General features: G+C 34.7%; 17 protein-coding genes. All 17 read right to left on the reverse strand.

Annotated features, from left to right (window positions below):
* The coding region (locus ED622_RS05455) for a nucleotidyltransferase family protein (RefSeq protein ID WP_162922468.1) at positions 1-280 on the reverse strand (280 nt) is incomplete at its 3' end.
* 1,177 nt (positions 281-1,457) lie between these two features.
* Positions 1,458-1,859 carry a hypothetical protein gene (locus ED622_RS05465; RefSeq protein ID WP_122032941.1) on the reverse strand — a complete coding sequence of 134 codons (402 nt, stop codon included), beginning with the start codon at positions 1,857-1,859 and terminating at the stop codon, positions 1,458-1,460.
* 709 nt (positions 1,860-2,568) lie between these two features.
* Positions 2,569-3,852 carry an antiviral reverse transcriptase Drt2 gene (gene drt2, locus ED622_RS05475; RefSeq protein ID WP_122032942.1) on the reverse strand — a complete coding sequence of 428 codons (1,284 nt, stop codon included), beginning with the start codon at positions 3,850-3,852 and terminating at the stop codon, positions 2,569-2,571.
* Between the two features lie 453 nt (positions 3,853-4,305).
* Positions 4,306-5,259 carry a serine protease gene (locus tag ED622_RS05480; RefSeq protein WP_122032943.1) on the reverse strand — a complete coding sequence of 318 codons (954 nt, stop codon included), beginning with the start codon at positions 5,257-5,259 and terminating at the stop codon, positions 4,306-4,308.
* Between the two features lie 778 nt (positions 5,260-6,037).
* The gene (locus ED622_RS05490) at positions 6,038-6,448 is read right to left on the reverse strand and encodes a VOC family protein (RefSeq protein WP_122032944.1); all 411 of its coding nucleotides are present in this window, start codon (positions 6,446-6,448) and stop codon (positions 6,038-6,040) included.
* A 197-nt stretch (positions 6,449-6,645) separates the two neighbouring features.
* Positions 6,646-7,056 (reverse strand): VOC family protein, encoded by a 411-nt coding sequence (locus ED622_RS05495; RefSeq protein ID WP_122032945.1) that lies wholly within the window; start codon positions 7,054-7,056, stop codon positions 6,646-6,648.
* A 770-nt stretch (positions 7,057-7,826) separates the two neighbouring features.
* A complete protein-coding gene (locus ED622_RS05500; protein WP_216822076.1) occupies positions 7,827-8,282 on the reverse strand; it encodes a GNAT family N-acetyltransferase in 456 nt (151 codons plus the stop codon).
* 159 nt (positions 8,283-8,441) lie between these two features.
* The gene (locus ED622_RS05505) at positions 8,442-8,978 is read right to left on the reverse strand and encodes a nucleotidyltransferase family protein (protein WP_122032947.1); all 537 of its coding nucleotides are present in this window, start codon (positions 8,976-8,978) and stop codon (positions 8,442-8,444) included.
* 131 nt (positions 8,979-9,109) lie between these two features.
* On the reverse strand, positions 9,110-9,445 hold the full coding sequence (locus tag ED622_RS05510; RefSeq protein ID WP_122032948.1) for an HNH endonuclease: 336 nt from the start codon (positions 9,443-9,445) through the stop codon (positions 9,110-9,112).
* 39 nt (positions 9,446-9,484) lie between these two features.
* Positions 9,485-9,676, reverse strand: coding sequence for a hypothetical protein (locus tag ED622_RS05515; protein ID WP_122032949.1), 192 nt, complete (start codon positions 9,674-9,676; stop codon positions 9,485-9,487).
* A 153-nt stretch (positions 9,677-9,829) separates the two neighbouring features.
* The gene (locus ED622_RS05520) at positions 9,830-10,516 is read right to left on the reverse strand and encodes a hypothetical protein (RefSeq protein ID WP_122032950.1); all 687 of its coding nucleotides are present in this window, start codon (positions 10,514-10,516) and stop codon (positions 9,830-9,832) included.
* A gap of 161 nt (positions 10,517-10,677) precedes the next feature.
* Entirely contained in the window at positions 10,678-11,343 is a 666-nt protein-coding gene (locus ED622_RS05525) for a hypothetical protein (RefSeq protein ID WP_122032951.1), read from the reverse strand.
* Between the two features lie 151 nt (positions 11,344-11,494).
* On the reverse strand, positions 11,495-12,496 hold the full coding sequence (locus ED622_RS05530; protein ID WP_122032955.1) for a hypothetical protein: 1,002 nt from the start codon (positions 12,494-12,496) through the stop codon (positions 11,495-11,497).
* 134 nt (positions 12,497-12,630) lie between these two features.
* Entirely contained in the window at positions 12,631-13,182 is a 552-nt protein-coding gene (cyaB, locus tag ED622_RS05535; RefSeq protein WP_122032952.1) for a class IV adenylate cyclase, read from the reverse strand.
* A 215-nt stretch (positions 13,183-13,397) separates the two neighbouring features.
* Positions 13,398-13,967 (reverse strand): hypothetical protein, encoded by a 570-nt coding sequence (locus ED622_RS05540; protein WP_122032953.1) that lies wholly within the window; start codon positions 13,965-13,967, stop codon positions 13,398-13,400.
* 737 nt (positions 13,968-14,704) lie between these two features.
* Complete coding sequence (locus tag ED622_RS05550; protein WP_102559035.1) at positions 14,705-15,232, reverse strand: hypothetical protein; 528 nt, start codon at positions 15,230-15,232, stop codon at positions 14,705-14,707.
* A 149-nt stretch (positions 15,233-15,381) separates the two neighbouring features.
* Positions 15,382-15,752, reverse strand: a 371-nt coding sequence (locus ED622_RS05555) for a hypothetical protein (protein ID WP_216822077.1), incomplete at its 5' end; no start/stop codon positions are given.

Consider the following 15,752-nt stretch of genomic DNA (forward strand, 5'->3'; position numbering starts at 1 on the left):
TTGCTTGATTACGCACTTCCCAATTCAATTCTGGCATCAATACAGAAAGCTGAGATTCGATTAGTTTGTAGTTTTCAGGATTAAATTCAGTCTCATCGAAATAAATAACGTCAACGTCATTCAAAGGCGTTGATGCTGATTTCTGATGCAAATGATCCCACACCAAATTTCGGACGAAACCAGCGGCTAAATAACAATGAGGTAAATTGAGTTGTCGAACACAATCAAGCGCCTTTACCCTCAATTCATCTTTCTCAATTAATGTGATGATTCTATCCATATCCACCCTGCGTTATAACGCCTGCATAACACGTTTGCTACCATGCAGATTAAGCCTAAATTTACCACTTAACACGGTAAACTCAAAGAAAACTAGAATGCCGAATGTAGCAAATCGTGTTGATGCATTTGTTATACGAGTTCTACTTTGCTTAAAAACTGCGTTACAAATTTTGTATTAAATTACAATGAATTAGAAAGATTAAACTTATGAAGCTCTATCTAGGTACAAACTAATAAAATATTTAACCTTAGTTAAAACCTTTAGAATGAAAGTATTCTATACCATCTCCCCAAAAAAAGGGACTCAATGGCTAGAATTGAGTCCCAAAGCTGCAACGCCTGTCTACAGCAACACAGAATAAGGAGCAAACATAGCTTATTACTTTAACCGCACTCTACCAACTGTGAAATCAGACAGGTTATTTATTAAATATGTATAAATTTAGACTATCAATTATCGTATAACGCCTGCATAACACGTTTGCTATCATGCAGATTAAGCTCAAATTTACCACTTAACACGGTAAAACCAAAGAAACCTAGAATGCCGAATGTAGCAAATCGTGTTGATGCATTTGTTACACGATCTTTGTCAACGCTTCTATTAACTTGGTAAAGAATTGATTTACCGAGATTTACTGTAAACTGAGTTTAATTAGGCTGGCTCAATTAAGCGAGCAAAATATCCAATCAGCGGCAAAAACTGCGAGATGAAACAATCCCTTTTTCTTACGCCATTTGTACGATCTGGTTTCAGCAAGTTTTAAGCTGATAAACCAAATACCCTTGCCACAATTGGGATTAAAAATACTGCGAGGAAAACACTGACGCAGGATAAAATGAGGCAAAACCATGAACAATTGAAGCCTGAATTGGTTTCTGAAACCCATGAATTTTTGGCAATAATAGTCAATTGCCGAACCTGATAAAACGAATATTAAAAGGCAACAAAGAAAAAGGAAATCCACCCTACTTTAACGCCTAAAAAACTAACGGCTCAATCACTGAACTGAGCCGAAAAACTGCGATCTTAGAGTTCGTGTAACGCCTGCATAACACGTTTGCTACCATGCAGATTAAGCTCAAATTTACCACTTAATACGGTAAACTCAAAGAAACCTAGAATGCCGAATGTAGCAAATCGTGTTGATGCATTTGTTATAAGCAATTCATATTTAGCCAACACTATAGCTAATAAAGAAATATAACGTTGCCCCAATTCCTAACATGAAATAGGCAACACAGATCCATAAACACCACTCCATAGTATTTTCAACTATTGATTCAGGAGTATTCTTCGACCATAAAATACCTGCTGGTTTGCCCCAAGCAATTCTTAACCATTTCGCAGATAGGTATTGATAAAATAAACCACTAAGAATAGACAAACCCAATAATATCCATGCTATATAAATGCTACATCCAAAAACTGAAATCAATGGAGTCTCTTTAGGGATATCAATAAAGTTCCTTGCGAAGAAAACTGGTAATAATAATGAAGCTGAGGATAAATTAACTACGGATTTCACCATATCTAAATAACGTTCATTTGTATCTTTTTTCCAAGGTTCTTTCATAATTTATCCTATGAGATGATTCTATGCTTATAACGCCGCAATAACACGTGCGAACGACTGACTTTCCAAACCAATTATACTTTAAACCACAAACGCCGAGTGTAATTAACATCGTGTTGATTGCTTTGTTACACGATCTTTGTCAACGCTTCTATTAACTTGGTAAAGAATTGATTTACCAAGATTTACTGTAAACTGAGTTTAATTAGACTTGCTCAATTAAGCGAGCAAAATATCATTTCAACGGCAATAACTGTGAAACGAAACAATCCCTTTTTCTTACACCATTTGTACGATTTGGTTTCAGCCAGTTTTGAGCTGATAAACCAAATATCCCAACAACAATTGGGATTGAAAATGCTGCGAGCAAAACACTAATGCAAACTGAAATGAGGCAAAACCACGAACAATTGAAGCGTGAATTGGTTTCTGAAATCCATGAACTTTTGGCAATAATAGTAAATTGCCGAACCTGATGAAATGGAAACTAAAAGGGTACAAAGAAGAAGGAAACCACCTACTTTCACACCTAAAAAACTAACGGCTCAATCGCTGAACTGAGCCAAAAAAACTGCAATCTTAGAGTTCGTGTAACGCCTGCATAACACGTTTGCTACGATACAGGCTTAGCTGAATTTTACTGCCTTAATCACTGAAACTAAAGACAAACTGACAACGCCGAATGTAGCAAATCGTGTTGATGCATTTGTTATGTTTTATTTAACTCGTCATTGAAACGTTTAAATAATGGCTTTAATTGTCGACGAATTGATTCACTTTCCATTTTATTAGCAGCTCTTATACCGTAAGTTATGAAATTTCTTTTACCTAAATGGGTATACCTACTATATAATTTACGCTTAAACAATTCCCTTTCTGGTAATCCTTTTTCATAACGAATTGAATTATATTTAATCATCGTCTTTTTCGCTAACCGGATCCCTCGACGCATTCTTTCTGAATACCTAGCCAAAGAAGATGAACGAATAAACATATCTTCTCCATCAAACATAAAACCTAAATATTGTAAGTGACTATCAGCCTTTAATTTTTCACCAACACGTGAAAATGTTCGGATTTCTGTTTTTTTCTGATTAACCGACAGTTTTAAGCCTTTAATTTGATTTACAGCAAATTGCTCAACTTTTGCTCTAACCTCAGTTGGAACAATAAATAGCATATCATCACAATAACGAAAATATTTTCCATTATGTTCATCAACGAATTGCTTCATTTTTAGATCAAATTCGAACATATATATATTCGACAACATTGCACTTAATGGTGTTCCTTGAGGAATACCAAATTTGAAAGAATTCGTTTCAATAAGCTTATTAGCCCTGACTTGCTCGCGAAACTCTTGAGGTTCGCACACTCTACGCTTGCCATGATTATGATAATTTAGCGATATTCCCAATAGCTTATACAAATCAACTTTCTTTACATGAGCATGCTTAGTAATTGATTTAAAAACATTATAATGATCTTTTGGAAGCTTTTGTACTTTAAGTAAGCGACACCATTCATTTTTTAAAACTTCATGGTCTAACGTATCAAAGAATTTAGTCACATCTAAAGCAACAGCACTACATTCACCTACTTTTTTCACCTCATTAAAAGCATCTAATGCAAAATCAATATTACTTTTTCCAAGTGAACGAAAAGCTAAAATAGAATCACTTAATCCATGTTCTTTGAGCTTACCTTCATAATAATGAGTTAATATTTTTGAATAGTATGAATATATATGGCTATCAAGGTGTGCGGGATAAGAAATTGGACGGAGCTTAGGAGGTAAAGCGATTACTTTTTTACTAATTGGATCTTTGCCAATTTTATTAATTTCAATTACATAATGAATTAACGGATAAAATGCATGTTTAGATACAGCATCAGGATTCGTCACAATTTTTGGTGCTTTTTTTATATTAATCGGAAGGTCAAAGTGTAGATAAGTTCGCGGGCGGAACCAATCTGTAGTTAGAATTTTCATTTTTACTCCAAGAGCAAAACCGAGGAAGCTAGAACAGCGGCAATTCTAAACGCATCCTCGGATTAACTGGCCATTACAGCCGTCAAAAGCCGCGTCATGTTAAATATAAATTATGCTATCACTATAACAATAACTCTGGAGGCATCTATGAAGACACTTATCCATGTATTGCTGTCATTCTGCTCAATAAGCTTATTGAGTAGGTTTGACAGCCTGTTCAGCACCTTTTAATCAATTATAAAACAATTATTAAAAGCCAAAATATAATACACCATATTATTTGTAGATCAATGATTTATCATACTATTTTGAATTAAAACATAACGCCTGCATAACACGTTTACTACTATACAATTATACTTAACATTGACGCCTTAAAACGAGAAACACCCGGCAACCTGAGATGCCGAGTGTAGTAAATCGTGTTGATGCATTTGTTATGCATTTCGGTAGTTATACTTCATTTAAACAAACTAAAGGAATCGTTATTTTTTGGCTTGATTCAGCAATTTTAGCAGGAGATATAGACTTTGCTTTTTTGATCACTTTATAATCAATATCTAACTCATTTAAGAAAATAGTAAACATTGAAGATTTAATTGCTTGTTTATTTGCATTAGAAATAATACCTATTACATCACCATTTTCAGCAAGTACTGGGCCTCCTACATTACCTTTATTAACTTCATTTGTTACTTTCATAAATCTAACATCGTTATTAGAACCTGATGCAGAGCTGATAATACCATCTGTTATTTTTCCTTGGTATGTAGGCGTTTTAGCATTAACCATATCAGTTCTGTCATAACCGTATGTATAAGTTCTTTCACCTTGAGTTGTTTGTTTCTTGAATCTAATACTTGCATAAGATTTGTTTGGTGTAAGGGACTTTAATACTGCAAGATTATTAGCTTTATCAACACGAACAACTGTCGTTTCAAATAGACGTCCAGATCGCTCGTAATTTATTTTAGAACAAGAATCAACCGCATCACTTGTAGTAAGAATATAGTCCTTGTTAACAAAGAAACCAGAAGATTCAACAAGAAGGTTTGGCTTATAATTTACACCCTGAGATATAATATTATAGTTGTTAACTGTAGAGTTATTCGCTTGAATATCTTGAACCGATTTATTTGATATCGCAATCCCGTTCACTTCTGTCACATTGCAATTGAAGCCACCAGAATCAATACATGTTTTCTGTGCCAACCTCATTGCTTCTGCTTCAGTTGACGCTGACCAAGCTGCACCTGCTACATTGTTCGTACCAATAGAAAAAGCTTTATTATTAGCTTTCCCGCGATATTGATTATAAAGTTTATCCGCGCTATTTCCTGTTGTTTGACAACCAGAAAGCATTACAACAGACGCAAGGATGCTAATTGCTGTAAATTTCAATTTCATTTTATATTTACCTTAAAAATTAAGACTCTACAAAGAGACTTTACATGACCATTATACAGTACTGTTTAAATTAAAAGAAATGCATAACGCCGCAATAACACGTGCGAACGACTGACTTTCCAAACCAATTACACTCCAAACCACAAACGCCGAGTGTAATTAGCATCGTGTTGATTGCTTTGTTACACGATCTTTGTCAACGCTTCGCTTTAATTGGTAAAGAACTGATTTACCAAGATTTGTTATTAAACGATTTTAATTAGACTGACTCAATTAAGCGAGCAAAATATCACTTCAACGGCAATAACTGTGAAACGAAACAATCCTTTTTCTTACACCATTTGAACGGTTTGGCTTCAGCAAGTTTGGAACTGATAAATCAAATATCCTTGCCACAATTGGGATTGATAATGCTGCGAGTAAAGCACAGATACAGGATAAAATGAGGCAACACCAAAGAACAATTGAAGCGTGAATTAGTTTCTGAAACCCATGAACTTTTGGCAATAATGGTCAATTGCCGAACCTGATGAAATGAAAGCTAAAAGGCAACAAAGAAAAAGGAAATCCACCCTACTTTCACGCCTAAAAAACTAACGGCTCAATCACTGAACTGAGCTAAAAAACTGCAATCTTTGAGTTCGTGTAACGCCTGCATAACACGTTTACTACCAAGCAATTATACTTAAAATTGACGCCTTAAAACGAGAAACACCCGACAACCTGAGATGCCGAGTGTAGTAAATCGTGTTGATGCATTTGTTATATGCTTACAAACTTAGTTAGCTTGATTTAGCTGCAATAAGTCCCATTTTGTACCGTATAAATCTTTAAATACAACAACTGTACCGTACTCTTCAATACGAGGCTCTTCAGTAAATTCGACACCTTGAGCTTTCATCAACTCATAGTCACGCCAGAAGTCATTGGTTTGAAGAAATAAGAAAACACGACCACCCGCTTGATTACCAACTGATTTTAATTGCTCTTCATTACTTGCTTGAGCCAATAGTAAATTTGTACCCCTTGAATTAGGTGGAGATATTTGAACCCAACGCTTACCGTCGCCTAAATCCGTATCTTCGATAAGCTCAAATTGAAGTTTTTTAGTATAAAACTCAATTGCATCATCATAATTTTCAACAACTAAGGCGATATTACCAATTCTTTGTTCGATAGGCTTATTCATTCGTGACTCACTACAGCTCAAAAATTGAATTCTACCCTATTTGGCTCATAAACTCATTTTTGCATATAACGCCTGCATAACACGTTTGCTACTATGCAAATTAAGTTTAAATTTACCACTTAACACGGTAAACCAAAAGAAATCTAGAATGCCGAATGTAGCAAATCGTGTTGATGCATTTGTTATATGCTACAGACTTAGTCAGCTTGATTTAATTGCAATAAGTCCCATTTTGTACCGTATAAGTCTTTAAATACAACAACTGTGCCGTATTCTTCAACACGTGGCTCTTCAGTAAATTCTACACCTTGAGCTTTCATAAACTCATAGTCACGCCAGAAGTCATTGGTTTGAAGAAATAAGAAAACACGACCGCCAGCTTGATTGCCAACTGATTTTAATTGGTCATCATTACTTGCTTGAGCCAATAGTAAATTTGTACCCGTGGAATTAGGTGGAGATATTTGAACCCAACGCTTACCACCGCCTAAATCCGTATCTTCGATAAGCTCAAATTGAAGTTTTTTAGTATAAAATTCAATTGCATCATCATAATTTTCAACAACTAAGGCGATGTTACCAATTCTTTGTTCGATGGGCTTATTCATTTGTGGCTCACTACAGTTCAAAAGTAGAATTCTACCTTATTTAGCTCATAAACTCATTTTTGCATATAACGCTGGCATAACACGTTTATTACTATGCAAACCAATCTGAATTAACCGCCTTAATCACAAAACTAAAGACAAACCCAGAACGCCGAATGTAATAAATCGTGTTGATGCGATTGTTGTGCGTGCTTACTTTCGGCTTGGTCAACTTGGTAAAGAACTGCCCTGCCAAGATTTTCTAAGCCTTGATTCTAATTTACTGGTAGTAATTAAGCGAACAAAATGTTCTTAAATTGCGAGATAAAGTAAATGGAAAACAGATACAATTTTCACACCATTTGAACGACTTGGTTTCAGCAGATTTGGAACTGATAAACCAAATATCCTTGCCACAACTGGGATTGAAAATGCAGAGAGGAAACACTGATGCAGAATAAAATGAGGCATAAACAAAGAACAATTGAAGCGTAAATTAGCTTCTGAAACGCTTGAACTTAGGAAAATAAGGGCTAATTTGCCGAACCTGATAATACGAAAACTAAAAGGCAACAAAGAAGAAATTTACGCTTACTAAGCCGAAACTACGAAAGCCGCGATCCTTTTGATGAACCGTGCAAAAAAATTTCGGACTCAGTACGCACAACGCCTGCATAACACGTTTGCTACGATACAGACTTAACTGAATTTTACTGCCTTAATCACTGAAACTAAAGGCAAACTGACAACGCCGAATGTAGCAAATCGTGTTGATGCATTTGTTATGTTTATTAACTAACGTTGCGTGCAATCATTAATATTTCATCCGCAGAATATAGATTAGTAATCGTTGCTTCCACTTCTGCGCCTAATGTTGATTTATACAATTCTTGAGCAAAATTATCAGCTCTCGTTGTAACAAAAATATGTTTTAGTACTGAGTCATTCTCTGCCAACTTAGCTTTTACTAATGGTAAAGAATTCATGATTAAGCCACGTCCTATACCTTTTCTTTGGTGATTAGGAGAAACAGCTAATTGTTCAATTTCCATCACGACTTCAGGACGAAAACCACTTTTTTGAGTCCAAATAATATACCCAATAATCCCATTGCTATCTTCAGCGACAAAACACAAGACTCGTGGGAAAGCATTGAAATTACACACCAACCATTCATAAGATTGTTTTTGTCTTACGAAAGCTAATTTATGTATTTCTGCTGTATCATTTAAATCAGACTGTTCCATTAACCTTACTTTCATAAGTACCTCAATTTATTGGATAAACATAACGCCTGCATAACACGTTTGCTACTATACAGACTTAGCTGAATTTTACTGCCTTAATCACTGAAACTAAAGACAAACTGACAACGCCGAGTGTAGCAAATCGTGTTGATGCATTTGTTATAACGCAGTCCTCAATTTAGACCAATGACTCAGCCAACCTTTCGACGTTACACGGTCACTGAAGATTTCTAAAGAACGTTTCGGATTATGCGTAACCTGCAAATTGAACAACGATTCAAAGCCAAAAGCAGAAATACATTCATATTTTCCATTGCCTAATTTTCGTATGGCTACCGCTGTTTCTTTTTCTGGCCAATAACTCATTGCGTCGATAATATTTAAATACGGTTTATCACCATTTCGTTTGTGCATGATTGCTTGATTACGCACTTCCCAATTCAATTCTGGCATCAATACAGAAAGCTGAGATTCGATTAGTTTGTAGTTTTCAGGATTAAATTCAGTCTCATCGAAATAAATAACGTCAACGTCATTCAAAGGCGTTGATGCTGATTTCTGATGCAAATGATCCCACACCAAATTTCGGACGAAACCAGCGGCTAAATAACAATGAGGTAAATTGAGTTGTCGAACACAATCAAGCGCCTTTACCCTCAATTCATCTTTCTCAATTAATGTGATGATTCTATCCATATCCACCCTGCGTTATAACGCCTGCATAACACGTTTGCTACCATGCAGATTAAGCCCAAACTTACCACTTAAAACGGTAAACTCAAAGAAACCTAGAATGCCGAGTGTAGTAAATCGTGTTGATGCATTTGTTATGTGAAATATTGTTTCTGGTCATATATGGTCCAACTCATGAAGTCTTTCAATTTTTCTGCTCGTTTTTTCATAATATGCGTTCGAGCTGAATCTATAATCTGAGATATATCCATATTTTCAAAGCCTTCTGCCACGAAATTATGTTTAAGTCGATTACATACATTGCAAGACGTAACTATGTTTGATGGTAAATCAGAACCACCTTTAGATTTTGGTATTAAATGGTCTTCTTCTGCTGACATGAATGATTCAAAGTCACTTAATAAATCTTTACCACAATACACACACCTATTTTTATCTCGCTCAAAAACAATATTAAAATTCTGGCCCACTTAATTGCTCTCTCAGTGTAAAGGTATTTACCTTTTAAATTAATTACATTGTTCAGATAACCAACAACTAAAAGATCTCGCAAAACTAATTTTACTAAATCCTTGTTCTTGGTAATCACCTGAAGCGTCACAATACGATACAACACATTTCTTACTAATAACTTTTATATCAGTTACAGGAGCTAAAACTGTAACAAGTTGCCCATCAATTTCTTTTTCTTCAACGTTCATAATACTTACCATAATTTTCACATAACGCCTGCATAACACGTTTGCTACCGTGCAGATCAAGCCTAAATTTACCACTTAATACGGTAAACTCAAAGAAACCTAAAACGCCGAATGTAGCAAATCGTGTTGATGCATTTGTTAGCTGAACCTTACTCAAATTGTGCGTATCAATTGCTCGCTAGATTTATTTAAAACTTCTTTTATTCCATCTCTGATGATTGAAACATCTATACAACGTAAACCTACTCCTGATGGTCTGAATGGCAATGATTCAAACCATTTTTTTGAACGCTCATACTTCCAACTAGTAGATGAAGATATAGATAAGTAGTTAATTGTATCTGTTTCAGGCCATAGTTTTAAATTCAACAAATCAGCTGAAATCTCTTGAAGAAATTGAAGTTGACTTATATCCAGTCGCTCTTCCGATGGAAGACTTTTTTCTATATTTTGAATTAATGTCGTTTCGATATATATCTTACCTAATATATCAATTAATTCAGCGCGGCAACTTTCAAATTTTTGATCCGATGGGTTAGCACGCATTGAAACCATATTACTTGCTTGTAATTCTAAAATATTTAATAATTTCAACATTTCTATTTTTGTTACATAATACTGCCCTTGCTGATGTTGAACTTTCCACTTTGACCATGCATATAACGCAATAATTGCCGCAATAAATCCACCGGAACCACCAAGGATAGTAAAGGTTAATGACACTAAATCAGAGATAGCAATAACGCCTAAAGCCGGCTTAACCTCATAAAAGGCACCAATCCATATACCACAAGAAAAACCTATAGTTAAAAACAATATACTCAATAGAAATTTATACATTAATTATGACTCTACCTTATTATTTCGCAGTTCAGCTAACGCCTGCATAACACGTTTGCTACCATACAGTTCAAGCTCAAATTTACCACTCAATACGGTAAACTCAAAGAAAACCTAGAATGCCGAATGTAGCAAATCGTGTTGATGCGATTGTTATGGCACTACTCATTGAGCAGATATTCTACTTTATTTAGTAATGAAGAATACCTCTTTAACGTATCACTAATACCAAACCTAATTAACCACGAGTCTTTTGATGGGACATCTGCCATGTAGCTAACACCAAAGTCAACTTGAGGATCCTGTAATAATAAACCACGATTGAAGAACTCTTGGGCATATGCATTAATTTCATCGACCTCGAAGTCTAAATTAACCTCAGTGTAATTATGACTTCCAATAGCATATAAAGGATAAACTAATTCACAATCAATCGGCTTCAAGGCACATAGTTTCATAAAAAGCTTTATTTTTCGGTCACTTAAACCTTTAGTGCATAATACAAAGCGCTCAATCTGTGCATCTGTAAATGAAAAGTCAGGATCAGATGAAAAAAGTAATGCATAAGCTCCTAATATAATTTCACTTGGTGTCTCAGTTACTGCTAAGGCAAAATCAGCAGCTAATTTTTGTCCTGCTTCACTTAAACATTTATTTTTAAACTCAACTCTTTCTTTTTCCGTCATTCTCTCAGTATTTAATTGCACACCAGTTAAAAAACTTTTAACTCTAAATTGTTGGAAATCAAATTTAGCTTTTTTAATCATTGAAAATACATCAATAACCACACTAATTTCTGAAGAACAAGCTGCCATTATTTTTTTCATTTAACCACCAAACCTTTTTAATAACCGGTGCCATAACGCCTGCATAACACGTTTACTACTATGCAGATTAAACTGAATTTTACCGCCATAAACACAAAAACCAAAGACAAACCTACAATGCCGAATGTAGTAAATCGTGTTGATGCATTTGTTATACGAATTTACAGTGATTACTCAAAAAATACTCTGGTGAGCAAACAATTAACCCTTGATTTATGTATGCGTAGCAAGCTTCCGCTTTTTTTAAAAATGCATTGTCACGTGATAACAAAAAGTTGACTCCTATTGCGCAAACAGCATGCTGCATATCATTGTTTGATGCATTAAACCTATCACTACGCTTTTTAACTTTATCAAAGTCATCAGCATAATAACCAGCCCAATTCATTAAACTATAAGCCCTAGCTACAGCATTTTGAGGTGTATCATCAAAATAGTCCCTCCAATTAAAGTTACTATTTTCATTGCTAAAAGTAGATTCAATTGCTTTTACAACTTCGGCTACAGGCAGTTTTGTAATTTCTAGGGCTTTAAGTTCTGGTATATCTCTAAATGACTTAGGACCGAGAATATGTGAACTGTCCACTTTTGGAGCTTCCAAAGCAGCACTTTTCTCTTTAAGTTTAGGAAGCTGTAATGTCATATTTAGATAGTTTTCTTTTGATGGTTCATCCAAAGTATTTACATCTATTGATGCTAATTGTTGTTCGCAGTTAGAAATAAGGTCGTCCAATGCCAATTTCATTTTTTCATTTATAGCATCAAAGCTATCTTCAATTGGTAAACCTGCCATTTTTCTGGATGATAATTGACTAACATCCATTAAGTCAGATATTCCCATTTTTTTATTCGATTCAATGTTATCTAAGTATGCTACCCAAATATCACTAGCAGCTTGATTGTTCAAATTTCTAGATAATGGTTCTATGTATTGAGCACTCAATTCATCTAACAACCTAATATGTTCATCTCTATACTGTTCTGATGAGATTTGATGTATTTCAGACAATGTAACATGAGAATATACGACGGTCACATCAGGAGATTTGAGAGCAAGTTTCAACAATGTAAACTCTCTATTATCAGTCTCATCAATTTTACGTTGACGTAAATCGCTTAGTGTATTTTGGTCCAAATAAATTAAAATGCTCATTACTTCCCTTAATTCGTATAACGCCTGCATAACACGTTTGCTACCATGCAGATTAAGCTCAAATTTATCACTTAACACGGTAAACTCAAAGAAACCTAGAATGCCGAATGTAGCAAATCGTGTTGATGCATTTGTTATACCGTAAGACTTTCTGAGTACATTTTTCGGTATGAACGATGTTCTAAGTCCGTAGAACTCAGACCAAACTTACTTGTTAAAATAATCAGTTCAGACCGATAACTTTCAAGTAAGCTCTCATCGTCAGTCATAATCGCAAATTCAGCAAAATCACCTAACCCATTAAGAGTATCGACAGTAATATGAAATTCACCAACAAAGTAAATACTACGCGTTTTCTTCATGGCTAAAACAACATCATAGCCCATTGTATTAAGCATATTTTTCGCTTTATTGGCATCGGTGATATTCGTTGCTTCACAACGGTCAGCCTCTGGCCCTTTAACTATCCAAAGTTTAATTCCAGACGGTTCCATTTCACGAATGCAAAGACTTTTATTTTCAGCCAAAAGTACTTGTTCAGGAGTATCAAAGTAACAATCAGATTCTAAGTTATCTTCAAGCATGACTTCATACGTCATTGAATTCAATATAGTTAAAAACTGAGATTTAGACTTCAGCCTATATTTCAATTCTACTTCAAACTTACCTTCAAAATGTTCTGACATCGAATCACTACTTACTAAAAATGATAAAGAAGGCTAGATTAGCACGTTAATTCACAGATTTCAGTTAACTACGTTCGATTACGGTATAACGCCTGCATAACACGTTTGCTACCATGCAAACCAAGCCTAAATTTACCACTTAATACGATAAAACCAAAGAAACCTACAATGCCGAATGTAGCAAATCGTGTTGATGCGATTGTTATAAATATACACTACATTTGATAAAGAAACGGTTCATCTGAACTCTTTGAAAGATGTATCATATAAGCTTTATCTATGTCATAACATACTCTAAAAGTTAAGTGTAATATCGGAATAGAACGTAAATCAATACTCAAATCAGGTTCAATTTTATTATAATTTATAATATATGCTCTAATTGATACCCATAGAGTCATAATATCCATCAGTTCAGATTTTAAACTTGCAGCTTGAAGCTCATTTTTAGGTAATTCAGATAATGCATATAAATATTCTACTTGTGTATCATCTGCCATTTCACTAATTTTTGTGGCAAATTTTTCTACCATTTCAAAAACTAATCTTCGTGACATTTCTCGTTGTTCGTAATTTTTTACTTGCACCTGAAGTTGAAGTTGTTTGATAAGAACAGCTAAAGTTAATATCGCTAATATTGGAGTATAGATACCTCCCAAAGCACTTCCCATAACAGCCCAATCAGAATGTTCTTGCCATATACCTAGACCAAAATTATATATATAAAAAATTATAGGAAGGCATAGTAATAACACACTAAGAACCAAAACAATTTTAAATTTCAAATTTACCACCCAACCTTAAAAATTTATAACGCCTGCATAACACGTTTGCTACGATACAGGCCAAACTGAATTTTAACGCCTTAATCACTGAAACTAAAGGCAAACTGACAACGCCGAGTGTAGCAAATCGTGTTGATGCATTTGTTACACGATCTTTGTCAACGCTTCGCTTTAATTGGTAAAGAATTGATTTACCAAGATTTACTGTAAACTGAGTTTAATTAGACTGGCTCAATTAAGCGAGCAAAATATCCTACCAACGGCAATAACTGTGATACGAAACAATCCCTTTTTCTTACACCATTTGTACGATTTGGTTTCAGCCTGTTTTGAGCTAATAAACCAAATATCCTCACCACAATTGGGATTGAGAATACTACGAGGAAAACACTGATTCAGGATAAAATGAGGCAAAACCATGAACAATTGAAGCGTGAATTAGTTTCTGAAATCCATGAACTTTTGGCAATAATGGTCAATTGCCAAACCTGATGAAATGAAAGCTAAAAGGCAACAAAGAAAAAGGAAATCCACCCTACTTTCACACCTAAAAAACTAATGGCTCAATCGCTGAACTGAGCCAAAAAACTGCGATCTTAGAGTTCGTGTAACGCCTGCATAACACGTTTGCTACTATACAGACCTAACTGAATTTTACTGCCTTAATCACTGAAACTAAAGGCAAACTGACAACGCCGAGTGTAGCAAATCGTGTTGATGCATTTGTTATGTGCGTACTAGCCCTTTTGCTTCATTTTGCAATAAGACGCAACCATATCCTTCATGTTTTCTGGTAAATCTTTCATGTTATCGATAATGCATTTGAAAAGATTGAGTCTTTCTTGTTTGCTTATTTGACCTTGAATAACTTCATCTTTTCGCTGACTAACGACTTTTAAAATTTCTTGATTAACAATATTTGCTGTACTTTCATCAGCGTACATGGCTGCAATATTTGAATTTAACTGTCCATTCTTGAATTTCGTTAATGTAACCTCAAAAGACAGGTCTTGTTCTGAGGCGATTTCAGCCAAATAAAATGCAATTACGTTAACTAATACATTTAACTTTTCCTGATCACTCCATTCTCTTGAATCAAGTTTCCCATCAATTTTCCGAAAAATTGGTTTAATGGTTTCTCGATTGTCTTGAGTAACAAGATCTGAATAACCAATTGTTTTGAAAAACTGACGGTCCCAAAACTTATCACTAGCTGCAAATACAGGAAGTGACATCAATATAATTAGAAGAAGAACTTTTTTCATATTACCTCGAAGCACATAACGCCTGCATAACACGTTTACTACTATGCAATTATACTTAAAATTGACGCCTTAAAACGAGAAACACCCGACAACCTGAGATGCCGAGTGTAGTAAATCGTGTTGATGCATTTGTTAGGTGCGCTCACCATTTAAGAGTTAAACTTACTATCAAATATGCTACTAAAACCTTTTAAGGAATACCGTAAGTAATAGGTGTTATCTATTTTTAAAAAAGCCCCTCCTCTAAGGATTTTAATAAAATCTGTTGATATTCTATAACAGTCATTAAAGTCAACTTGACTCGTATAGCCTTTCATTTTAGAGCCAATCCATTTCGATTCAGGACGTTTTTTACTTTCAATTGATAGAGGAAGTTTTTGTTTCTGATTTATATTTAAACATAAGGCAAAGTTGTTTGATGATATTCTCTCAATTGAAATCTTATCAGGTGACTTACTTGAGTCTGCTACTGATACAACTTTCATTGTATTATAACTAAACCATTTATTAACATTATAAC

This window comes from Aliivibrio sp. EL58, assembly GCF_900312675.1.
GTDB lineage: Bacteria > Pseudomonadota > Gammaproteobacteria > Enterobacterales > Vibrionaceae > Aliivibrio.

Coding starts and splice junctions, on each gene's coding strand:
- ED622_RS05465 (WP_122032941.1), bottom strand. CDS start 1,859: ATGAAAGAACCTTGGAAAAAAGATACAAATGAACGTTATTTAGATATG.
- drt2 (WP_122032942.1), bottom strand. CDS start 3,852: ATGAAAATTCTAACTACAGATTGGTTCCGCCCGCGAACTTATCTACAC.
- ED622_RS05480 (WP_122032943.1), bottom strand. CDS start 5,259: ATGAAATTGAAATTTACAGCAATTAGCATCCTTGCGTCTGTTGTAATG.
- ED622_RS05490 (WP_122032944.1), bottom strand. CDS start 6,448: ATGAATAAGCCTATCGAACAAAGAATTGGTAATATCGCCTTAGTTGTT.
- ED622_RS05495 (WP_122032945.1), bottom strand. CDS start 7,056: ATGAATAAGCCCATCGAACAAAGAATTGGTAACATCGCCTTAGTTGTT.
- ED622_RS05500 (WP_216822076.1), bottom strand. CDS start 8,282: ATGGAACAGTCTGATTTAAATGATACAGCAGAAATACATAAATTAGCT.
- ED622_RS05505 (WP_122032947.1), bottom strand. CDS start 8,978: ATGGATAGAATCATCACATTAATTGAGAAAGATGAATTGAGGGTAAAG.
- ED622_RS05515 (WP_122032949.1), bottom strand. CDS start 9,676: ATGAACGTTGAAGAAAAAGAAATTGATGGGCAACTTGTTACAGTTTTA.
- ED622_RS05520 (WP_122032950.1), bottom strand. CDS start 10,516: ATGTATAAATTTCTATTGAGTATATTGTTTTTAACTATAGGTTTTTCT.
- ED622_RS05525 (WP_122032951.1), bottom strand. CDS start 11,343: ATGAAAAAAATAATGGCAGCTTGTTCTTCAGAAATTAGTGTGGTTATT.
- ED622_RS05530 (WP_122032955.1), bottom strand. CDS start 12,496: ATGAGCATTTTAATTTATTTGGACCAAAATACACTAAGCGATTTACGT.
- cyaB (WP_122032952.1), bottom strand. CDS start 13,182: ATGTCAGAACATTTTGAAGGTAAGTTTGAAGTAGAATTGAAATATAGG.
- ED622_RS05550 (WP_102559035.1), bottom strand. CDS start 15,232: ATGAAAAAAGTTCTTCTTCTAATTATATTGATGTCACTTCCTGTATTT.